This window comes from Thermoanaerobacter thermocopriae JCM 7501 (assembly GCF_001310975.1).
GTDB lineage: Bacteria > Bacillota > Thermoanaerobacteria > Thermoanaerobacterales > Thermoanaerobacteraceae > Thermoanaerobacter > Thermoanaerobacter thermocopriae.
Genome location: NZ_BAZY01000001.1, coordinates 112,294 through 133,745 on the forward strand (window position 1 = coordinate 112,294; position 21,452 = coordinate 133,745).

At 36.7% G+C, this 21,452-nt stretch carries 24 protein-coding genes and 3 pseudogenes; all 27 read left to right on the forward strand.

Annotation, left to right across the window (positions count from 1 at the left end):
* Positions 1–35 precede the first annotated feature (35 nt).
* Positions 36–836, forward strand: a complete 801-nt coding sequence (locus JCM7501_RS00545) for an AAA family ATPase (RefSeq protein WP_409373517.1) — start codon at positions 36–38, stop codon at positions 834–836.
* Between the two features lie 12 nt (positions 837–848).
* On the forward strand, positions 849–1,286 hold the full coding sequence (locus JCM7501_RS00550) for a prepilin peptidase (protein ID WP_028991410.1): 438 nt from the start codon (positions 849–851) through the stop codon (positions 1,284–1,286).
* Positions 1,287–1,599: 313 nt separating this feature from the next.
* Complete coding sequence (locus JCM7501_RS00555) at positions 1,600–1,848, forward strand: SpoVG family protein (protein WP_028991411.1); 249 nt, start codon at positions 1,600–1,602, stop codon at positions 1,846–1,848.
* A gap of 878 nt (positions 1,849–2,726) precedes the next feature.
* Positions 2,727–3,497 carry a hypothetical protein gene (locus tag JCM7501_RS00565; RefSeq protein WP_054644752.1) on the forward strand — a complete coding sequence of 257 codons (771 nt, stop codon included), beginning with the start codon at positions 2,727–2,729 and terminating at the stop codon, positions 3,495–3,497.
* 233 nt (positions 3,498–3,730) lie between these two features.
* The gene (locus JCM7501_RS00570; protein ID WP_054644753.1) at positions 3,731–5,107 is read left to right on the forward strand and encodes an Ig-like domain-containing protein; all 1,377 of its coding nucleotides are present in this window, start codon (positions 3,731–3,733) and stop codon (positions 5,105–5,107) included.
* 164 nt (positions 5,108–5,271) lie between these two features.
* Complete coding sequence (locus JCM7501_RS00575; RefSeq protein ID WP_038001812.1) at positions 5,272–5,823, forward strand: HD-GYP domain-containing protein; 552 nt, start codon at positions 5,272–5,274, stop codon at positions 5,821–5,823.
* Between the two features lie 40 nt (positions 5,824–5,863).
* On the forward strand, positions 5,864–6,634 hold the full coding sequence (locus JCM7501_RS00580) for a helix-turn-helix domain-containing protein (protein ID WP_038001814.1): 771 nt from the start codon (positions 5,864–5,866) through the stop codon (positions 6,632–6,634).
* Between the two features lie 82 nt (positions 6,635–6,716).
* Positions 6,717–7,178 (forward strand): single-stranded DNA-binding protein, encoded by a 462-nt coding sequence (locus JCM7501_RS00585; protein ID WP_051421900.1) that lies wholly within the window; start codon positions 6,717–6,719, stop codon positions 7,176–7,178.
* A gap of 27 nt (positions 7,179–7,205) precedes the next feature.
* Positions 7,206–8,216: a ParM/StbA family protein gene (locus JCM7501_RS00590; RefSeq protein WP_038001816.1), complete on the forward strand. Its 1,011-nt coding sequence runs from the start codon at positions 7,206–7,208 to the stop codon at positions 8,214–8,216.
* Between the two features lie 231 nt (positions 8,217–8,447).
* Positions 8,448–8,732: a hypothetical protein gene (locus JCM7501_RS00595; RefSeq protein WP_054644754.1), complete on the forward strand. Its 285-nt coding sequence runs from the start codon at positions 8,448–8,450 to the stop codon at positions 8,730–8,732.
* Between the two features lie 104 nt (positions 8,733–8,836).
* Positions 8,837–9,061 (forward strand): hypothetical protein, encoded by a 225-nt coding sequence (locus tag JCM7501_RS00600; protein ID WP_028991417.1) that lies wholly within the window; start codon positions 8,837–8,839, stop codon positions 9,059–9,061.
* Complete coding sequence (locus tag JCM7501_RS00605) at positions 9,039–9,596, forward strand: hypothetical protein (protein ID WP_028991418.1); 558 nt, start codon at positions 9,039–9,041, stop codon at positions 9,594–9,596. The genes JCM7501_RS00600 and JCM7501_RS00605 overlap by 23 nt, the downstream gene beginning before the upstream one ends.
* Positions 9,597–10,074: 478 nt before the next feature.
* Positions 10,075–10,308, forward strand: coding sequence for a hypothetical protein (locus tag JCM7501_RS00610; protein WP_154653771.1), 234 nt, complete (start codon positions 10,075–10,077; stop codon positions 10,306–10,308).
* Between the two features lie 553 nt (positions 10,309–10,861).
* A complete protein-coding gene (locus JCM7501_RS00615; RefSeq protein ID WP_028991420.1) occupies positions 10,862–11,764 on the forward strand; it encodes a hypothetical protein in 903 nt (300 codons plus the stop codon).
* A 178-nt stretch (positions 11,765–11,942) separates the two neighbouring features.
* Positions 11,943–12,032, forward strand: a complete 90-nt coding sequence (locus JCM7501_RS16025) for a hypothetical protein (protein ID WP_407701843.1) — start codon at positions 11,943–11,945, stop codon at positions 12,030–12,032.
* A gap of 628 nt (positions 12,033–12,660) precedes the next feature.
* On the forward strand, positions 12,661–13,254 hold the full coding sequence (locus JCM7501_RS00625; protein ID WP_054644755.1) for a hypothetical protein: 594 nt from the start codon (positions 12,661–12,663) through the stop codon (positions 13,252–13,254).
* Positions 13,255–13,277: 23 nt separating this feature from the next.
* The gene (locus JCM7501_RS00630) at positions 13,278–13,658 is read left to right on the forward strand and encodes a hypothetical protein (RefSeq protein ID WP_054644756.1); all 381 of its coding nucleotides are present in this window, start codon (positions 13,278–13,280) and stop codon (positions 13,656–13,658) included.
* Positions 13,659–13,685: 27 nt separating this feature from the next.
* Entirely contained in the window at positions 13,686–14,405 is a 720-nt protein-coding gene (locus JCM7501_RS13215; RefSeq protein ID WP_218184410.1) for a DNA cytosine methyltransferase, read from the forward strand.
* 20 nt (positions 14,406–14,425) lie between these two features.
* A complete protein-coding gene (locus tag JCM7501_RS13220) occupies positions 14,426–15,109 on the forward strand; it encodes a DNA cytosine methyltransferase (RefSeq protein ID WP_218184411.1) in 684 nt (227 codons plus the stop codon).
* Entirely contained in the window at positions 15,102–15,506 is a 405-nt protein-coding gene (locus JCM7501_RS00640) for an HhH-GPD family protein (protein WP_054644757.1), read from the forward strand. Before JCM7501_RS13220 ends, JCM7501_RS00640 begins: the two co-directional genes overlap by 8 nt.
* 20 nt (positions 15,507–15,526) lie before the next feature.
* A complete protein-coding gene (locus tag JCM7501_RS00645; RefSeq protein WP_054644758.1) occupies positions 15,527–15,781 on the forward strand; it encodes an HhH-GPD family protein in 255 nt (84 codons plus the stop codon).
* A gap of 59 nt (positions 15,782–15,840) precedes the next feature.
* Positions 15,841–17,220 (forward strand): annotated as a pseudogene (locus tag JCM7501_RS00650) (ApeA N-terminal domain 1-containing protein).
* 230 nt (positions 17,221–17,450) lie between these two features.
* Positions 17,451–18,713 (forward strand): KAP family NTPase, encoded by a 1,263-nt coding sequence (locus JCM7501_RS13225; RefSeq protein WP_218184412.1) that lies wholly within the window; start codon positions 17,451–17,453, stop codon positions 18,711–18,713.
* Positions 18,710–19,606, forward strand: coding sequence for a hypothetical protein (locus JCM7501_RS13230; RefSeq protein WP_218184413.1), 897 nt, complete (start codon positions 18,710–18,712; stop codon positions 19,604–19,606). Before JCM7501_RS13225 ends, JCM7501_RS13230 begins: the two co-directional genes overlap by 4 nt.
* Positions 19,607–19,718: 112 nt before the next feature.
* The gene (locus JCM7501_RS00660; RefSeq protein ID WP_054644759.1) at positions 19,719–19,967 is read left to right on the forward strand and encodes a DUF3006 domain-containing protein; all 249 of its coding nucleotides are present in this window, start codon (positions 19,719–19,721) and stop codon (positions 19,965–19,967) included.
* 125 nt (positions 19,968–20,092) lie between these two features.
* A pseudogene (locus JCM7501_RS15675) lies at positions 20,093–20,410 on the forward strand (copper amine oxidase N-terminal domain-containing protein); the annotation flags it as partial.
* A 78-nt stretch (positions 20,411–20,488) separates the two neighbouring features.
* Positions 20,489–21,262, forward strand: a pseudogene (locus JCM7501_RS15680) (ComEC/Rec2 family competence protein); the annotation flags it as partial.
* Between the last annotated feature and the right edge of the window lie 190 nt (positions 21,263–21,452).

Consider the following 21,452-nt stretch of genomic DNA (forward strand, 5'->3'; position numbering starts at 1 on the left):
CTTTTACAAAAAAGAAAAGAAAGGAGATGATGTCTTTGAACCTTCTTATATCAAACAATCCAAAAACAATTGAGGCAGTAAAAAATAAGGAGCCCTGCGATGTTGCTTTGTCTCTTGAGTCAGCTTTGATAAAGGCGAAACACAAAAAATATGACGTGATAATAAGTGATGGATTTAATGTTTCAGGAATTTTTGATAACGCAGTTAATATCAAAGACTATTTAAAAGGGACTGCAGACGACAAAAAAACAAAAGTGATAAAACAGGAAATTATCTCTGTCTGGAGTGTAAAAGGTGGAGTAGGTAAAACTACTGCTGTAAAAAAGCTAATGGAAATGCTTGATAAAAACATAAAAATTCTTGTAATAGATTTCAATTTTCAGGATGGAGGCTCTGATTTAAGCTTTTTATTGGATTTGCCTGTTATTCCTCATATAGGAGTGTATTTGAAAGAAAGGACAAAAGAAAGCTTTTTTAAGAACCTTATTGAGTACAGTTCAAATGTTTCAATATTGCAGGCTCCTCCCAAATTGAGCTTTGTAAAAACCATAACTCCTGAGGATGTGGAAAACATTATAAGGTTTGCAAGAACTGCTTTTGACGTTATAATCTTTGACTTGCCTAATAAGGTTGACGAAATTATTAATACTGTGCTAGAAAACTCAACCAAAAAACTTATAGTATCATCTGGTCTTGTAAGTGAAGCAAGAAGAATAAAAGAGCTAGATGGAGATTTTATCATCGTAATAAATTCTCAAAACAGGCAGTGGAAACTTTACTTTAAAGACTTTAACTGCATTACTATAAAAAATCTTGAAGAAATACTAGAAAGGTAGGGGAAAGAAAGAGTGCATTCAATTGTTCTAAGTCTTCCGGTAATTGCACTAACAGCCTACGCAGCGTGGACAGACTTAAAAAGAAAAGAAATTGATAACTGGGTATCAGCAGCTGTGCTGACTCATGGGATAATTGTAAATGCCCTGCTGGCTCCAACAAGGTTAACAGAAAGCATTGTGTACATGCTTACTACGTTTGCAGTACTAGTTGCAATATATATTATTTCAAGTAAAAAGTTGGGAGGAGGTGATGTAAAGCTACTTACTGCATTAGCCTTCTTTTTTAGAGAAAAAATTATAGTTTTACTTATTATAGCTGGAACAATAGCAACTGTATACGGAATATTCAAAGGGCTTAAAAACAAGACTTATTTTAAAACAGAGACAATCTTTGCACCTTCAATTTTCATCGCTGTATTTCTGATTTTTCTTTTAGCTTCTAACAAATAAAAAAGGAGAATTATAATGAATAAAAATTCTGGTATTGCAGCAGTACTTTCTTTTTTTTGCTCCAGGTTTAAGACAAATCTATAATGAGGACTATTCTTAGTAATAGCAGACATTGTTGCATGGTTTTAACTCTTGTTTTGATTGGTTTTGTTCTTCTGCCTATAGTATGGATATATTCCGTATATGAAGCTTATAAAACAGCTTCAAGTTTACAATAACCCAGCTAGAAAGCATTGCCTTTAGGAGATTGTGATGAATGACAAGTTTGCTACTTGTCAAAAACAAGCATAAAACAGAAAGGAGTTGGTTTAGTGTGAAAATAACAAAAACCACGTTTAAAAAGTACGAAAATGGCAGGTTAAAAGGTTTTGCAAGAGTAGTATTTGACGATTCTTTTGCAATAGTAACACGTGTAGTACAGGGCAGAAACGGTTTAATTGTAGCACTGCCGGACCACGTTAACAAAGAGGGAAAGCGCTCTCTTGTGGCTTTCCCTTTAACAAAAGAGCTAAGGCTGGAGATAGTAGAAAGCGTTATAAAGGCATATAAAGAGGCGGAATAACCCGCCTCTTTATTATCAAAAGATTAAACAAAAAAAGGAGATTTAAAGATGACTACTCCTCAAAAGCGTGAAGAAACTTTTCTACAGATGAAATATTTGATAATAGGTTTGTTAGCCTTTCTGATGTTAAACTATTTTTTATGTACAGTAGTTTATATAGTATAGCTCTCTTGAGAAAAACAGTTTTGCTTGTTGATTTGCTTGTTATAATAGGCTTAAGCTGTAAAGCATACAAAGTATTTTCAGATTTAACCAGTACCTAAAACTTACCTTCACAAGGGTTAAAATTAAAAAATCACCCTGGCATGGGTTGTTTTTTAAAAAGAAGGATTTTTGTATGACAGATTTACATATTTGGATTTACTTTTGGGTTCTGGTAGGGTATCTTGTTGCGGGTTTTATAAAAGGATGGAATACAGCTTACCTTATTGTCGGAGCCGTTGTATTTGTGCTGTCCCTATTGTTGTTTGTAGTTTCAATCATTTTTTATATCTTGAAAAATCTGCTACAGAGAAGAAAAATGTTCAATAACATGCTTTGCAGATTCAAATGAAGTTCATTCTGTCCGGCTGTCTCCTGAGTAGAGAAAAAATAATGACTTTTATAAAAAATATGAATGGGAAATGAAGGAAATAATTGCTACTGCTTTCACAGAAAAATTAAAAAGAGAAGGACTAACAACTTTTTAACCAAGTTTCTAGGAGGCGATTTATACTGCCTCTTATTTTTTATCTCCTGAAAAATGGAGAAATCAAGACTTATAATATATTGAACCGAAGAGAGGGGGTGGTACTGGAAATTTATAAAAAGCTTAATAAATCAAATAAAATTTTGTTTTACTTCTAAAACTAAGAAAATTAAGGAAAAGGAGTGGTTTTGTGGTTAATTTTAAGAAATTTTTCTTAAGTGCTGTATTATCTGTAACATTGTTAACTACATCTATTTCTCCTTATTTGGCATCTGGAAAAGACGTAGAAGTACAGAAACATGAAACAAAAACAATTGCGAACCTTGTTTTGTCCACGACTCCCACCGATAGACAGACAAAGGTAAGACCGGATACAAATATAACCATTACTTTAAAGGCAACTAAAGAGCTTTTAAAGGAATTGGGTTTGAGCGAAGAAAATAAAATCGAAAGTGGAACACAGCAAGAAGTCTATAAAGAAGTTTACAAAGATGAGAATGATTTAACACAAGGAAAAAATAGAGAAGAAATTAAAGGAGAAAAAGATAGGATTGGTGTTTTAATAAGCAGCAACAAGGGAGATTTTTTAGCAACACAAAGCAATCAAAATTTAAACATTAGTTACAATGCAACAAATAACACAATAGAGATAACTTTAAACCATCCTTTGTTTGACAGATATACAAAATATGATACGTATCTTCTAACAAAAGAAGCGCTGCACAAATACGAATCCTATTTAAAAAGCAAAAAGCACAGCGAGTCATTCCAGAAAATGATTGAAAAAGAAAATTCAGAGCATTACTACAAATTCTCGTTTGAAACAGGTTCAGCTATAGGAGAAGCAAGAAACTGGCAGTTTGAACAAAATAAAACTGGAAAAGTTCTAACAACTGAAGATGTAGTAATCACTGCCAAGCATACGATGATTACGACAACAGCGCAACAGAGGGAGCTTTAATTTTCACTGGTGCAGTAGATAAGCAAGGTACTCCTGTTGAAGGAGTCATTGCTGAACCTGTACAGGCACAGCTAAACGACGGATCTGCGGAAATACACATTAAATCAAGCAAAACACAGGATGTTGTTTTAAATTTTGAGACTCAAGGAACATATCCTGAAGATAAAACAAACTACAAAGCAGAAGTATATTTTGTAAAACCAGCTCCTGAAGGAAGCAAAGTTGATATAAAAGTGAAGAAACTTGATAATGATACTTACGAGTTAGATGGTACTGTAATGCTTAATAACCAACCTGTTACAGAAGTAGGAGTGCCTCTTTTGGTTGAAAATGGAACAGTATCAGATAATTTACCTGTTACAGACGAAACTGGACACTTCAAAGTAGAAGTTGCAAAGACTGATGTTACAAAAGCTGTAGCAGTAAGTGTAGATACTGCGAAGGCTCCCGGTGTAACAATGCCAATGGTGGGAATTGACCCAATCATATTTGGCAATCAAGCTTGGACAGACACAGGAATAGACATAACAACTCCTAATATGCTTATAAGGATTGCAGCGACAGGTACGTGGGCAAATAACCTGTATGCAAAAGTAGGAACTAATGGAACACCTGTTAAAGTTGGTGCTAATGGGGGTTATGTAACAGGAGTCATAGGCAGACTATATCTTGGCCCATATAATGCAACGTATGAAGACAATGTTGACGCTATAATCTATCTTGACAATCCTAAGGATATAGGAATTTATCCAGCAATGAGTCTTACTGCAAATCCAACACAATTGCTAGCAGATGGTAAATCAACCTCAACCATTAGTGGACAGATTCTCTATGGACAATATCCTCTGGTTGATGGCACAGTGAATTTGACAGCAACTCTTGGCACACTAAACACTACAGCGCCAACCACAGATGTAACAGGCAAATATACAGCAATGTTTACATCAGGTACAACAGCAGGAACAGCGGTGGTTGGTAGCAGTTTTTCTAATTTAAATCAAACTGTTTCAATTACTCTACAGCAACCTATACCTTCAATTATTCCACCTTCTGATATAAGGGCAACTTCTACTGGCATCCAATATACAACTGATGGCGGTAAGACGTGGGAATCAGTTTATTTGGCGGATGTTTTCAGAGGTTTTGTTTATGATTCTGTACACCAAGTTTATATAGGTATAGGTGAAATGCGGCGCAGTTGGATTTGGTATGATTATATTTATATCAGTAAAGATGGTATTAACTGGACAAAGACTATGCAACCTAACAAAGGTTCTCCTTTATATTCAATAGCTACAGATAACAAGGGTACTGTAGTTATTGGCGGTGGAGTTGATGGTGTATATAAAAAAGAGACTGTTATCTTTGTTACTAGCGATGGTGGAGTAACGTGGACAAGAGCAGTTCGTGAGGTTAAACTTAATAGGACATATTATCCGTATACAACATATTATGTATCGCCAAACTATATTGGGCCAATATATGAATTAAAATACTCTAATGGACAATTTATCGCTATAGGGAAAGAACGAGTTGATCACTGGGGATGGTATAGCTATAACGTTGTAGGCACGCTTTATTCAACTGACGGCTACACATGGCATAAATAAATATAAAACACATATTAATTATGACTATTAATCTTTTTATGGATGCTTATTTAAGCATCCCTCCATAGTGTAAAATTATTAGGTCTTTGCAGAATCCCTTAATCCATAAGAATTTTGGGATTCTGCAAAGACCCTATCTTTTTTTATAGAAAGGAGGATTTTTTTTGAAAGTTTTTGACGAAGCAGTAAATACAATAACTATCGAAGAACAACTCAAACAGCATCAAATGCGTGTATCAAAAATATGTGAAAAAATTGCAAGAGCGCTTAATATACCGTACAGCGAAACAATAGAACTGCTGCTAGCAGCACAGCTGCATGATATAGGAAAGCTGTGGATTCCAAAAAGTGTACTTAATAAGCCGGATAAGCTCACAAAAGAGGAAAAAGAAATCATGAAGAAACATGTCGGGTATGGGTACAACTACATTAAAAGCAGAAAAATGGGCGAAACTGTTGAGGAAGCAGTCCTTTACCACCATGAGTGTTTTGATGGACAAGGGTATATAGGTTTAAAAGGTGAAAAAATTCCTTTGTATTCACGCATTATAGCTGTTGCAGATGCTTTTGATGTCATAATAAATGAGAGACCTTATAAAAAAGTTATGAGCATTGAAGAGGCTGTAAAAGAAATAGAGAGAAACTCGGGAACGCAGTTTGACCCTGAAATTGTAAATATTTTTATAAAATTAGAGGTATACAAAATCAATAAATGAGTATATAATTTTGTATAGAACCGGAAAGAAGGTGCAAAAGATGATTCGTCCAACTAAATGTCCAAAATGCGGAGGAGAACTTACAATTGAATACAAAAACTTTGAAGTAGACGGACATATGGCAAAAAACGTACCTGTGCTTACGTGTCCAAAGTGCAACATATATTTTGTAGACACAAACCTGTTTATAACAATAACAGAAAAAGCTGAAGACTTTGAAGGCAAACAAGAGCTGCTTGAAGAATTAAGAGAAATAAAAAAAGACGAGGAAATAAGAGACATACTGAAGCAGTATACATTTCAAAACCATATAAAGGAAGTTTTAAATAAAAAAGGCATATCTTTAAGACGGCTTGCAAATATGCTGGAGGTATCTCCAAACTACATTCATATACTTACAAAAAACCAGTCAACAAGCATAAGGACAGCTTTAAAAATAGCCTATGCACTTGGAGTAGACGTAAATAAGCTTTATACGCTTGAGAAAATCGGCAGTAAATACAAAGAACCTGAAAAAATAGTTTACGTTAGAACAACAAAAGAAATAAAAGAGAGGGACGAACAAATAAAGGAAGAACTTAAAAAAATGGAGGTAAAGATATACGTAGATGACGTCCTTAGGAAAAAAGGGTTAAAAAGGTCGCAGCTTGCAGCGAGGCTGGGTATAAGTCCACAGGAAATGTACAACATAGTAAAAATAAGAAAAGGCAGTACAGGGATAGAAACCGCTTTAAAAATGGCTTACGCTGTTGGCGTTGATGTAAATGAACTGTTTAAGTTGGAAAAGGTAGAAAAAGAGGCAGGAAAATAGATTCTGCCTCTTTTATTTTTGTTTATTGACAATGGTAATATATAGATGTATAATTTTACACAAAGAAAGGAGATGTAAAAAAATGAGTCTCAACAAAGTTGTACTGGTAGGAAGGACAACAAAAGAACTGCAGAAGATTACAACTCCATCAGGGCATTTTGTTGTGCGCTTTTCTCTTGCAGTAGACAGGAATTATGCTGATAAAGAGGGTAAGCGTTCTGCAGACTTCATAAACGTAGTGGCATGGAACAGACTTGCAGAAATACTGGAACAATATGCAGTAAAGGGTACCTTAATCGCAGTTGTGGGCAGGCTGCAAACAAGAAGGTATACAGACAGCAGTGGGAAAAATGTACGCATACTGGAAGTTGCTGCAGAGGAAATATCTTTGCTTGCAAGACCTAGAAATACAAGACATGAAGAACCTGTATCAGAACCGAAAGCTGCAGAAGAAAAAGCTGAGCCTGTAGAAGAAATCAGCTTTGTTCACGAAGACTTTGAAGAAATTACGGCAGAAGATTTAGACAATCTTTTTAATGTTTAAAATTTTCATTTGAGGAGGTTTTTATGCATGAACATTGGACTTGACCTGGGCTTTGGGTACGTAAAAGGAGTAAACAGCCAGAATAAGAGAATACTTTTTCCTTCAATTGTTTCAATAGGCTTTGACAGGCCTCTGGCAGGAATCTTTAGATCAAACAATATAATAGAAAATCTGCACGTAAAGATAATTAACGGAAATGGAGAAAGCTCCTATTACGTTGGAGAGCTTGCAAAAAGGGAAGGTTTTTCTGACTCTTTTGCACTGGACATAGACAAATACACACAGCCCGAAGCAAAAGTTTTGCTGTCAACAGCAGTAGCTTTATTAACTCTTGACAGTAACTCTGATGAACCTATTAATCTTGTAACAGGACTTCCATTAAAACAGTATCAGGCACACAAAAAAGTTTTTGAAGAAGAATTAAAAAACTACAAAGCGTTGGTATCCTTTCCGGAGCAAAAGCTGATGAAAACTGTTAGTTTTGAAAAAGTTACTGTTTTCCCGCAGGCAGCAGGTGCAGCTTACTATGCTTTACTCGAAGACCTGGATAAGTACCTCTATACAGACTCATATATAATTTTGGTTGACATAGGCTTCAAAACAACAGATTACATTGTATTTCTAGTAGAGGACAGACCTCACTTTTTACCAGATCTTTCAGGAACAATTGATGCAGGAATATCCAAAATATTTACTGCTATAGAACAAATATACCTTGCCAAAACTGGCTCAACTATTGATACAGCAGGTTTGATGACAATCCTTAAAAATGAAAATATCTACTTCAAAGGAAAATATATTGATTTTACAGAAGAGTTAACTGTGCTAAAAAAAGAGCTTGCAAAGCTAATAGAAAAGAGGATATACGCTTCTACAAAAGATGTTTTTGACAGAATTATTGCTGTATTCGTCGCAGGTGGTGGAGGAAGCGATTTGTATCCGTATTTAAAAGCTGTTCATTCCAATGTTTCTCTTGTAAATGATGCCCAGTTTGCAAATGCATTAGGCTTTTTAAAGATAGCGGAAATGCAGAAGTAAGCTTTGTTAACAGCTTCAAAGCCTTGTCTTGTAAGTTTTTTGAGGTATTAAAAAAACAATTTTGTTAACAATGTTTTTAACAAAAGGAGATTTGTGTTAATAAAATACAAACCTAACCTTCTAAAACCTAGATATTAAAAGGCTCAGACAGTGTTAACACTTTTGTTAACATTTTTCGTTTTTACTAGCTGAAAGGCTTTCTATGATTAATAAAGGTGGTGTTAACACAAAATGCAGTACGGCTTTAGAACAAGAAAAGAAGATAAAGAACTTGATGATGTGCTTTCTGGTTTAAAAGGAAAAGAGCGAACAGATTTTATCAGAGATGCTCTTTACTTTTATATAAAAAACAAAAACACTATAGAACAAATTTCAAGGGATATATTCGAGATAAAAGAAATGCTCAAACAACAAACTTCTATGTCTAATACAAGCAGAGACATAGCAAAAAACAATCGAAGCAATCACAGAAATAGAAACAAAAACGAAGAAATCTTAAAAAGAGCTGGTAAATGACTTTCTCAATATGTGATTTGCCGGCTCTTTTTTTATCAGGTATTGCAAAGCTCACAAAAACATTCATTATACAAGCTGTAAAGTAGAAAAGGAGTGTGATGTAGGTGGTGAAAAGAAAGGAGCAAAAAAGAAGGCTTAACGTTCGTGTAGACGTCGATTCTCCTATTTGGAACGAACGAAACATGAGCGAAACTACAAGAAAAGCACTGGATTTCTACTATACTTTCTGGGATAAAACTGTTTTGGCTTTAAATAAGCTAGACTTTTTGGTAGAAAGACTTGAGGAAATAGAAAGGAGAAATTTTTATGGAGAAAGAGATAATGAGTGATAAAGTATCTCTTGATTTCAATCACCTCCTTTTGTGCTACAATGCTATTGAGAAAGCAAGAATGGAACTCTACTGGGCAGTAAATAACTCTATTAGGGCAGGCTTAAAACCTAGTAATATTTTACCTGCTGATAACGTGAAAGTTGAACTGCTGGATAATAATGAGATAGTTAAGCTGACTGTCCCAGATCACCCGTCAAAATATGTTACTGGTTCTGCTAGAACTGCTGTTAAAGAAAGATGGGTAAATAATATAGCATATAGTTTGAACACAATAAAAAACAAAGTCTTTTTTAATCATATATTTGTTTTCATAAAATTTTACTTACCCTCAAAATACTCTGATGTTGACAATGCAGATATAAAACCTATCATAGATGGTGTTAAATACGCAGGTATAGCGCCGGATGATGATTACAAACACATCTCTTTTGGATTTAATGCTCAGTACAGTAAAGATCCAAGAACAGAAATATACCTTTTGGAATACAAAAAAATACCGGAAAAACTTTTAAGAATCCTGCAGGAACTTTAAAAGTTACCTGTCTTTTTTTGCACTCAAAAATGCACTGAAAAATGCCTAAAAATATATCCCTAAAAACATTAAAAAAAGACAGGTACCCCAAAAGATACCTTAAAAAATTTTTGAAATGGTTAAAAATGAGTTGCTTTTCAGTGTTAAATAATAGAGAAAATAATCGATAGCTAGGAAAAGGGCTGGTGTTTAATCGAACTCTCCAGAATTTCGATTATTTTTAAAGCAGCTCACTCAAAATAGGCAACTGTCTGCCTGCTGATAAGCAGGCGGGCAGTTGCCGGAGTTTAGGGCAGTAAAAGAACAACACTAAATAGAAAGAACTACACTAACAGGACAGAACAGCACAAATGTAGAAAGTTCTGCAGGTTTAAGGCAGAGAAAGAAAAGCACCAGGTAGAAAGAACTTTTATAGCGATGTAGTAAAAAACAAGCAAGAAGACTATAGAAGGTTTTGGCAGAGGAAGGAAAGCACAAAATGAGAAGAGTTTCATTAACACAGCAGAGAGAATACAAACAGGAAGGCTCAGAGGGTTTCAGGGAGTGGCAGGAAACTTTCACCGAAGGAGAAGGTGTAAAAACACAGCGTATGAGCATTCAGCAAAGTACAGTAGAGGAAAGGCAGGCTTTTCAAGGGCTTTGTAAGGCTTTAATTGGGCTTTTGGTTTTTTTGTCTTCTTTTTTGGATATGTTAAAAATGTATTTGCAATAGTTCATAAAACTTTCGCAAATCTCATAAAAGGCACAAAAAACAGGGCAGTAAAAGAGCAGCAGGGAAACAAAAAAGCAATAAAAACAAGTATAAAAAAGTGTTGCTGAAAAAAACAAAGATTTTACATGCATTTTAAAAATTTTTACGTATGATCTTTCCTAAAACTATTTTCGTTTTACAGAAAATCAGCCAGAAAGCTTATTTCTTTCAGGGGATTGAGAGGCAATGAAGGTACTATAATAGGTCTAAAAAAGCAGAAGCACTGCGGAAAAGGCAGTGAACAGGGTAAATAACAGCCTCGAACGTAGTTTTTAAAGGTTTAAAAAGCAGTATGCAAAGACTTTGTTAAACATTTAACACAAGTTTTGTAAAACTTTTTCAGGAATGTTTAAGCAAAGTTATACCACTTACAAAAAGTTATTCTGCGTTTTAAGAAGTTTTACAGTTCTTTCTCTAAAAATCCTTACAGCATAGAAGAACTGTATGGGACTATTGCAATACTTTGTTATTTTTTTAACTAAAACTTGCTTTAAACCAGAAAGGAGAGTGCCAAATGCCTGTAAATGTAGAATTAACAGAACGTGACAAAAAGCTTTTAGAAATGTTAGCAGAACTGAGCATGATAAAAGTAGAAAACCTGTCGCACATATACGAAACAAAGGCATACTACTTAAAAAGGATAACCCTTTTAAGAAAAGCCCACTACGTAAGGAGGCTGAAAGGGTACGTAATGCTGGGCTCAAAAGGGATAGAATACGTAAGGAGCATAGGTTTAAAAAGAAAAGGGATTCCCACAGCGTACGGGCAGAAAGAACGTGTACAGAGAATAAGCGACCTTTACTTTGACTTTTTGGGAACGGACTGGACTTTTGTGGACAGCCGTAAAATAAAAGAGCAGAAACCTTCAATATACAGAAGCAGCATTTTTTTAGGCTTTTTAATAGGCCGTACAGAGTACGCAGTGTACAGCATAGGGAAAGAGCCCAGTAAAGAGAAAATAGACGCTGTAAAGAGCGAACAAGAAAAGCTGCACAAGTTAGGCATATACAGGAGCATAGTGTTTTACGAAAGCCCGGAGGCAAGGAAAAGATACGGTATAGAAGGGCTGGGGCTAAAGGAGCAGCTGTTGCTGCCCTATCCGTACGGAGTAGAACTTTTAAAAGAGCATGGGAAGAGAGACTTAATAAAAGAAGCTGCGGTAAAGGTTTATGGAAGCAGCTTAAAAGAACCAAGCTGGAAAGAAGCAGACTTCAGTGTAGGAGATAAAGAAGTAATGGTTTTAATTTTAAACGACATAGAAAAGATTGCAAAGATAAAGAACTATCTAATACTGGCACAGTACAGATATACAAAAGCGACAGAAATAGAGATATTATGTCTGGAAGAGCAGGAAGAAATGTTTAGAGAAATGTTTCCTGAGTGCAGTATAAAGACCATGAAAGAAGAAGAATTGTGAAAAATAGGATTAAAAGAGATATGAACAAAAAACAAAAGTGAGGGATGTTTATTCCGCTACCCTCTTAGTTTTTTATCTTATGAATCTATTTTTTAAAGCCTTATATAAGCCTAAATTTTTTACTGCTTAATTTCTTTTAGTATTTTACACTCTTTTTCTTTTCTGGCTTTCAGGAGGAATAGGCACAGGAGACGTAAAAGTTTTAACTGCTCTGTCTTTCTATGCTGGCTTTAAGATATGGGATATCCTTTTATTTTCTTCTTTGTGATTTTTCTCCTGTATTCCCTTATTCTTCATAAATTCAAAGCAAAGCTCCCTTTTATGCCTGCTACTTTTGCAGGAACACTAGTAGGTTTATTTGTAGATTTTTGAAAAGAACCAGGCTGCTTTCCCCTTATAAGAAGCAGCTGGCAGGCGGAGGAATAAAAACAGCTGTAGATACTATTACCGTCAGAGTGAAGGGCACAATATATGACAGCTCACAATCACAAATTATTGGCCCTAAATTTTGATATAAAGGCCATGCATGGAGTAACTGCTCTGTGCAGGGCATAATTTTGCTGTTAGGAAGCAAAAAGTTTTTACTGTTTACCCCGGGAAAGCAAAGGAGTTTTTAAAAGATAAAAAACCATTTGCAGTTAAGGAGTTTTTAGAATTTTTGCAGACAAAGGATGAATTAAAGTAACCTTATCAGCTCAATTAATATACTGAACAACATTCTTCCTTCTCATGCAGGGGACAGGACAAGCCTATCTTTACTTAATTTGCTTAAAAATTTAAAAGCTGAGCACCCCACAGAGCTGAGGAAATGTACTAGAAAGTTTTATTAAAATCTTGTACAATAAAAGAGAGCAGTCTTTAGTTAACCTAAAAGCTTTGTGAAAGAGGTGTTCAGCTTGAGCAAATACGGTTCCAAGGAGGAGCAGGTAAAAGAGATAAAAAAGATACTAGCAGAAAAGGTGTTAGACGAAAATTCTTTAGACTCCCTTGCTAAAGAGCTGTGGACGGGAGCTGTTGAAGCAGGAGAAATCGAAAAGGCAAGTTTTGAGGAATGGCTTGAAAGCAGATTCAAATATCAGCTTGTTTGGCTTGATAAAGATGACTACTTAAGGGCTTTAACGAGGGCTTTATGGCTTGCACCGAAGTTTGCAGGCACCGACTTTGGTGCTTCTAGACAGCGGGATATAGCGCAGGTATGGACTGACACTACAAGGGGATTTCTCGGCGAAATTGCAGTGGGAAAGTTTTTTTATGAAAACTTTAAAGTAGAAATTATTTTAGATACAAAGAGAGGAAAGCTGGAAGAATTTCTTCCCACTGATATATCGGAAATCATACTCCCCGACAGGACCCGCAGAACACCTAATCTTAATGTAAGCATAAAGACAGGGAAATTCAATGCCCGCTGGCTCGATGTACCAGGTGCGCAGGTTGAGCACTCTGATGTTTTTATCTTAGTAAAATTGGCATTCTCAGACATCACTTTATAGCCTTTTTGAAAGCAGTTAGTTTTTTGAAAGATAAGCTTTTCCCACAAGCTGTATCGTTGGGTGAGCTTAATGAGGAAGAAAAGAAGCAGCTTTGGGATGAAATCCCAACCTTCGACTCAATCCCTGCTTATATTTCTGGATTTTTGGAAAAATCAGAGCTTAATATGCCCATTCACTACCTTGAGGTCAAGATAAGAGGAGACAAGCACAAGCGGATAGCTGTAACTAGGGGGATAGGCCTTTTTTCACCGGAAAACCTTCGGCATGACGAGCGTATAAAAAAGCTCGATCCTAAAAAAGAGCTGAGAATAGAAATAGAACCCATAATTGACGCCCTAACAAACACCCACTTCCTTGCACATTCAGGGGGGCTGAAATGGGAGAAGACAGCTGGAATGACCTGATTAAGCGACTGTAAGGAGGCACGAAAGATGTTAAAAGAAAAATATTCAGTTATATCTCTTTTTTCTGGAGCAGGTGGGATGGATTTAGGGTTTCATATGGATGGGAGCTTTAAATTTTTAGTAGCAAATGATATTCTTCAAACACCAGCCCTTACATACGCAGCAAATTTTAGTCATGAAATTGTTAGTGTGGACAAGTTCAACGCTGTTGGCCTGAACCAGCACCCGGTTTATGTTGTTGGAGATGTAAGCAGTTTAGATTTCTGCAGAATCTGCAAAGATGTTGATGTAATAGTTGGAGGGCCGCCGTGCCAGGACTTTTCAATTGTTCGGGGGCCTGAGAAAGAGAGAAGAGGCATTGAAGTAAAGAGAGGAAAGCTCTATGCGCACTTTGTAAGAGCACTGATATGCAAGCAGCCTAAGGTTTTTGTTTTTGAAAATGTTCCTGGCCTGCTGAGTGCGAACGGCGGAGCGGCTTACGAAACAATTCTTAAGGACTTTTCAAACCTGAACCTCCGCTGGAAAGAAATAAGAGAGATAGTCGGGAATGATCTCCATGAGTCAGCAGAAAGCTACGACATTCTTTTTGCTGGAGTAGTAGATGCCGCTGAGCTGGGGGTTCCCCAGCGGAGGAGGCGCTTAATTATTATAGGGGTGCGTGAAGATGTACTGCGGTCCTATGGAACTCTCCGCACCAGCTGGCACAGGAAATTAATCAAATTCTTACTAGTAAAAACTCAATCATAAAAAAATACCCATTAACGCCCTTGGAGGTATTTGAAGGAAAGCCCCTCCCAGAGCTTCAAAGCGAATACAGAGAAATAATGGAAGAATATCAGGAAGTTGCAGGAATTGTGAGGACGAAGCGGGCGTCAGAGTGGGCTCAGACCATATGGAGTAGCATCACCTTCAATGCTGTTGAGGACTACCTTTCTGCTAATCGGATAGTACCAGCAGACAGAGGGGAGCTGGAAGAAGCCTTTAAAAAGCATGAAGAGCTGCTGGCAGAGCTCGGATATAATGGGCGGAAAATTGACACAGCGTTATTCCCGGACGGGAGTAACGAGCTTTCTAAAGAAGCTCAGGATGTTTTAGAGCGGCTTAAGTTTATTCCGCCGGATGAAAATCATGAATTTGTCAGGGGCACACAGTGGGAAGTAGAAGGTAGAGGCATGAGCCTCGTCTACCGGAGAATTCACCCGCTTAAGCCCTCGTATACTATAGTAGCTTACGGAGGCGGCGGTACTTGGGGGTACCACTACAGAAGAGGAAGAGGAAAGCTGACCAACAGGGAAAGGGCAAGACTGCAAACTTTTCCAGACACTTTTTTGTTCAAGGGCAAAATTGGAGAGGTCAGAGCGCAGATAGGAGAAGCAGTTCCTCCGCTGCTTGGGAAAAGGATAGCGCAGGCAGTGAAAATAATTTTGGAGGCGGACAGGAGCAGTGGCTGATTGGACTAGTGAGGAGAAAAAAGAAGCTTTTGTGGATCAGCTTTTGAAGTGGTGGGATAGGAACAAAAGAGATTTCCCATGGCGGCACACAAAAAACCCGTATGATGTGCTTATTGCAGAAATGCTTTTAAGAAAGACAACGGCCCAGCAGGTAGAAAAAATATATAATGACTTTCTCAACAGATATCCTAATTCCAAAGCTCTTGCAGAAGCTGATGAGAATGAGCTGAAAAAAATGCTGAGGCCTCTAGGAATGGAGCATGCCCGTGCTAAACTTCTTAAAAGATTTGGAGCTGTGGTAGAAGAGGAGTACGGCGGCGTCATTCCCTCCGACTATGCAGTACTGCTCAAGTTGCCGGGCGTAGGAATGTATGCCACCAATTCAGTTTTAAGCTAGTATACTCAAAAGATGTTCCAATGGTTGATACAAATTTTATAAGAATAGTAGAAAGGGTCTTTGGATTTAAATCCAGGAAAGCGAGGGCAAGGTGTGATAAGGAGCTCTGGGAGTTTGCACAGAAGCTTGTGCCGAAAGGTGCGAGCAGAGAATTTAATTTAGCTGTTTTAGATTTAGCTGCGGCAGTATGCACTGCTAGAACTCCTCAGTGCTCCAAGTGCCCTCTAACTGCTGTTTGTGCTTATTTTAAAAATGTTAAAGATGCTCACAGCTGAGCTCAAAAAGAGCATCAGCTGTTTTTAGAAAATTTTTCAGAAGAGCGGGAGGCATAAAAATGGAAAAAGTCCGGGAAATAAAAGGCAGGTGGTGCTTTCCAGCATTACATGAAAGTTTATGGCTGAACGGCACTCTCATAATTACGCCGGATAATGAAATGCAGCTGGATATAAGCGATTTTTTTAGAGGCAGTGAAGAAGAGATGAAAAAATACAGAGAAATGCTTTCTGCAGAGGTGGTCTATGGATCTTCGCATGACGGAGAGCCTATTATTCTATACCAGTGCTTTAAAAAGTTTGATCAAGTTTCTCTTCCTTCACATTACATTACCACTTCTTTTCATGTGGAAACTGCACTTATAGGTGCTGACTTCAGCAGAAAAGAGGAAATTAGGTTTAAGAAAATTTCTGTTACATACCATTATTTGGACAATTGGCTTGGGATAAGCGGCATTAAACTAGAAGAAACTTCTGACCCTTATGAAAGTTTTAAAGTTAGGTATGAAGCTCCTGCCCCCATCGAGGTTTACCTAAAAAATGGTATTAAAGTCTGCCTAGAAGTTCTGCCGAGAATTACTAGGGGAAAAATACCTAGAAAAGAGGTTTGTATTAAAGAAAAGGTATACTTAACTGTGGAAGCACCTGGAGGACTGAGTCTAGAGGAAATTAGCAGGTATGTTTTTTTGTTTCAGAATCTTTTTTCTCTTTTAATTTCTGAACCAACTTACCCAGATGAGATTTATGCCAGCGGAGAGAACGGTTCTAGTCCTGCAGATGTAGAAATAGTTTTTGCCGGAGGTGTCCGCAGGCAGGAATTGCTTTATGCCGTAGTACCGCTGTACTCGTATTCCCGCATAAAAGATAAGCTGAAGTGCATCTTAGACAGCTGGCTTGAAAAAAATGAGGAATTGGAGCCGATTTGTAATTTGTACTTCGGAACGGTTTACAATTCAAACGTTTATTTAGAACATGAATTTTTAAATTTCATAATGGCGCTGGAGGCGTACCACAGAAGGAAGAGCAGAAATGAAGAAGTGCCACAGGAAGAGCACAGAAAGCGGATTGAGAGGATTTTAGAGGCTTCGCCGGCAGAGTATAAAAAGTGGCTTGAAGAAAAGCTTAAATACAGCAATGAGCCTTCTTTAAGGAAAAGGCTTAAAGAAATTTTTGACAGCTTAGCTGATGTTGAGTACATTACATAGCTAATTCCTGACAAAAAGAGATTTATCGAAGAGGTAGTTAGTACAAGAAATTACTTTGTCCACTATGACAGAATCCTTAAGAGTAAGGCATTGGAAGGGAAAGCTCTTTTCCGAGCGGTCCAAAAGCTGAAGATCATAATTGAGGTTTGTCTGCTGAAAGAAGCAGGCTTCAGCAGTGAAGAAATCGACGAGGCTATTTCAAATAACTGGAAATACAGGCAGATGCTTACTGACTAGGGTGGGAACTAAATAGAGCTCATGCTGTTCAAAAATTAAAATCAAAATTAATTAAAGAGCTAAATCACTGCAAGTTTCTCAGGATGAAAATAGAATACCAGCACAGCCGGTTAGACTTCCTGGTTTGTAAGGAGATTTAAAAACCAGAACACGTGTATATAGTATGGTATAATTTCAGTTTTCCAAAAGTACTTTACTATTTTCTTAAAAAGGTGGGAGGTGAAGGATCAGTGGAAGAAAATACAGTTTTTACTGATAAACCTCTTCAGTTTCCCGAACATGACAGACTGGGCTTTGCGCCTGCTGCAGAAAGAATAGCTGAAATTATAAAAACTATGCAGGTAGAGGAAAGCGTTGTTTTTGCTGTCTGCGGCAGGTGGGGTTCTGGAAAAACAACATTTTTAAATTTCATCTCTCATTATTTGAAGGATGACAGCAGTATAAGCATTGTAAGATTTGACCCTTGGTGGTTCAGCGGAAAAGAAAATTTAATGTGGCAGTTTTTTAAAAACCTGAGCCTTTCTTTAAAAAAGTCAGCAAAATTTGAAAAAATAGCAAATAAATTAGAGATCTATGCAGAAATTCTTGAAGAACTACCTAAAGTTGGGCCGCTTGCAAAAGCAGTGCGCAGGGCTACTAGACTTTCGCAAAAAAGTGTGGAAGAAACTAAGGAACAAATTGCCAGGCGTTTAGAAAAAATTAAAGGAAAAATAGTAATAATGATTGATGATATTGACCGCCTTACTGCAGAGGAAATAAGAGAGCTTTTTGCAGTTGTAAAAGCAGTTGCAGATTTTCCGAATACCGTATACATTCTTGCTTTTGATAAAGAAGTCGTGGAAAAAGCTTTGGAAAAAGTGCAGGAAGGAGACGGCAGTAAGTACTTAGAAAAGATTGTTCAGGCCCATATAGAACTGCCCTGGGTTAGCAGGACTTCTATTAAAAAAATCTTATTAGAAGAACTTGACAAAGTTTTGCAGGGAACACCAGAAGAGCTTTTTGACCGTACGTATTGGGGTAATGTATATTTGGATGGTATTGACCCATTTATCACTACAATTAGAGACGTAAAGAGGTTAATTAATGCTCTGAAACTGACTTACCCTTCTGTAAAGGGAGAAGTTAATGCTGTAGACTTTATTGCTGTTGAAGCCCTACGCATTTTCTGCCCGAAGGTTTATCATATAATAAGAAGTAACCCTGATATGTTCTGCGGTTCTACCTATTCGTCCGTACAGAATTCTGCAGATTCTTTAAAACAGTTTCATGAAAATTGGCTGACAAGCTTAGAAATTCCTGAAAATTTTAAAAAAAATGTGCAGAAGCTCTTAATCAGGCTGTTTCCTAAACTCGAAAAAGTTTTTAGCAGTGTTAGCTACGGCCTGATTGGGAAAAGGAGTGGAGAAGGAAATGCAGAATATGCAGTAAAGAAATATTCCCGAGATTTTTCAGCTTTTCTGTTCCTTCAGATGATATTTCAGAGTACGAAATGAAGAATATTCTGGTGCGTCTTCATGATAAAGATTTTTTTAGTAATTATTTAAAATCTTTGTCTGAACAAATTCGTTCCGACGGCTCTACAAAGGTAAGTGTGTTTTTAGATAAGATGGAAGATTATATTTCTGAGATTCCTGAAGATAACATTCCTGCAGTGATTGAAACTTTCTTTAATATAGGTGATGAGCTCATAATACCAGAAGATAAAGGCAGATATTTTCTTTTCTCCTGGTGGGGAAACGATATTAGAATGTCTAGAATAATTGACCGGCTTTTAGAAAGATATCCGGAGAAGAACAAGAGGTTTGAAGTTTTAAAAAATGCCTTTGAAAAAGGATACGCAGTTTCTATGATGGTGAGTAAATTAGGAGAGTGGGAAAGAGAGTATGGAAAACAGCAGGATTTAGAAGAGCCTGATAGGAATATTCTGCTGGACAAAAATCAATTAGTAACGTTAAAGGGAATAGCGTTAGATAAAGTAAAGGAAGCAGCAAGAGAAGGTAAATTATTAAACACCCCATTTCTTCCGGCTGCTCTGTATTTTTGGAAGGAATTAAGACGCGAATCCGAGGTAAAAGATTGGGTAAAAGAGATAATCTCTTCAGATGAGAAGCTTATAACTTTTTTGTCAAAGTTTTCACATGAAGTTAGAATAATAAAAGGAGGCGATAGGGTAGAAAGAACTTACTGGAAACTTAGCATAAATTTGTTAAAAGATTTTGTAGATTTAGATCTTTTAGAGGAGAGATGTGTAAAAATCTTAAGCAACAGCACTATCAAATTAAAAGATGAGGAAAAATTGCTACTAGAGCAGTTTATAAAAATGAAGCATCTTCTAGATGAAGGGGAAAATCCTGATGATCCGCTGTTTGACAAAGGGTTAGAATAAGATAGCTAATTTTCACTCCTTTATAAAAGTTATGGAACGAATTATTGACGTATCATTGTAAGCATATACCTGCATGAGGGAACACTTTTATAAAACTGAAAAAGGGGGTCTCATGATGAAACTCTGCATCATAGACCGCTTTGAAAGTGATTGGGCAGTAATAGAATACGAAGACAAAACCTTCAATTTTCCCAAAGAACTCCTTCCCAAAGAAGCAAAAGAAGGCGATGTGCTTAAGTTTGACATTACAATAGACAGAGAAGAAACAGAAAAGCGCAGAAAAGTTATTGAAGACCTTGCTGACGAACTTTTTTATAGAGGATTAAAAAGGAGGATAAAATTATGCTTTCAAAGCAAATGAAAAAAAGTATAGCAGGAGTTTTAATATGTTTCATTTTGCTTTTAATAAATACATTGGGATTTGCTAACCCAACTCATTCTGTAGTATTTACAATAAATAAATCAACATATGTTGTGGATAATATTATGAAATCAATGGATGCCAAACCTTTTATAGAAAATAATCGTACTTATGTACCGGTAAGATATCTTGCATTATCACTTGGTGTGCTTCCAGAAGACATAGGTTGGGACAGTATCACACAAACAATTACATTAAAAATGAAAGGTGAGACATCAGACACAACAGTAAAACTTATTATTGGCAGTAAAACTTATTACGTAAATGGCAAGACCAGACAAATGGATGTTGCTCCAATAATAAGAAATGGACGTACTTATTTACCAGCACGATTTGTAGCTGAAGCATTTGGATATACAGTAGATTGGAATGAGAGCAAACAGGAGGTTTTAATATATCCACTTAATACAACGTCCCCGCTTGCTTCACAGGATGATGCAGGTACTATAAAAAGTAGTAAGTTAACAGTCAGCTTCATAGACGTAGGACAGGGAGACAGCATATTCATTCAAGCACCTTCAGGCAAAACAATGCTGATAGATGCAGGAACGCCTGAAATGGGCAGCAAAGTAGTAGACTACATAAAGAGTCAGGGAATTAATAAGATCGACATAATAATCGCTACACATCCCCACTCTGATCATATTGGTGGTCTTCCTGCAGTGATTAAAAATTTTGAGATAGGTAAAATATATGCACCGAAAGTAACCCATACAACAAAAACCTATGAAAACTTCTTAAATGCCGTAAAAGACAAAGGATTGAAAATAATCGCTGCAAAAGCCGGAATGGATTTAGACCTTGGTGAGGGGATAACAGCCAAAATGTTGGCTCCCAACAGTGAGGAATATAATAATCTAAACAACTACAGCGTAGTTGTAAAAGTAACATACAAAAACAATTCATTTTTGTTTACCGGAGATGCGGAGGAAGAATCCGAACAAGAAATGCTTGCTAAAGGATATGATTTAAAAGCCGATGTATTAAAAGTAGGACATCACGGTTCTAACACTTCAACAACTCCGGCTTTTTTAAAAGCAGTTAATCCAAAATATGCAGTAATAAGTGTAGGTAAAAATAATACCTATGGGCATCCTCACAAAGAAGTAATGGAAAGATTGAAATCATTAAATATAACAGTATATAGAACAGATGAATGCGGTACTGTAGTAGCAGTAAGCAATGGCAGAACAATATTATTCAATGTCAAGCCGGGAGATTACATGGCTGGCAGCAATGGGAACGGCAGTACATCAAATACATCTTCATCAAAAACTTCCACCAATAATTTAAATCAAAGCTTACCATACAGCTATTACAGAGGACCGGGTAAGGTATACGTGGACTCCAATGGGAATGGCTTAATTAAATTAAAGGCAACATTAACAGCACTGGACACTACCCCTGCTTTTAATTCTTTACTGT

What these genes read in the sequence shown, in the direction of transcription:
- JCM7501_RS00580 (WP_038001814.1), top strand. Translation starts at nt 5,864, where the DNA reads ATGATTCGTCCAACTAAATGTCCAAAATGCGGAGGAGAACTTACAATT.
- JCM7501_RS00585 (WP_051421900.1), top strand. Translation starts at nt 6,717, where the DNA reads ATGAGTCTCAACAAAGTTGTACTGGTAGGAAGGACAACAAAAGAACTG.
- JCM7501_RS00590 (WP_038001816.1), top strand. Translation starts at nt 7,206, where the DNA reads ATGAACATTGGACTTGACCTGGGCTTTGGGTACGTAAAAGGAGTAAAC.
- JCM7501_RS00595 (WP_054644754.1), top strand. Translation starts at nt 8,448, where the DNA reads ATGCAGTACGGCTTTAGAACAAGAAAAGAAGATAAAGAACTTGATGAT.
- JCM7501_RS00605 (WP_028991418.1), top strand. Translation starts at nt 9,039, where the DNA reads ATGGAGAAAGAGATAATGAGTGATAAAGTATCTCTTGATTTCAATCAC.
- JCM7501_RS00610 (WP_154653771.1), top strand. Translation starts at nt 10,075, where the DNA reads ATGAGAAGAGTTTCATTAACACAGCAGAGAGAATACAAACAGGAAGGC.
- JCM7501_RS00615 (WP_028991420.1), top strand. Translation starts at nt 10,862, where the DNA reads ATGCCTGTAAATGTAGAATTAACAGAACGTGACAAAAAGCTTTTAGAA.
- JCM7501_RS13215 (WP_218184410.1), top strand. Translation starts at nt 13,686, where the DNA reads ATGTTAAAAGAAAAATATTCAGTTATATCTCTTTTTTCTGGAGCAGGT.
- JCM7501_RS00645 (WP_054644758.1), top strand. Translation starts at nt 15,527, where the DNA reads ATGGTTGATACAAATTTTATAAGAATAGTAGAAAGGGTCTTTGGATTT.
- JCM7501_RS13230 (WP_218184413.1), top strand. Translation starts at nt 18,710, where the DNA reads ATGAAGAATATTCTGGTGCGTCTTCATGATAAAGATTTTTTTAGTAAT.
- JCM7501_RS00660 (WP_054644759.1), top strand. Translation starts at nt 19,719, where the DNA reads ATGATGAAACTCTGCATCATAGACCGCTTTGAAAGTGATTGGGCAGTA.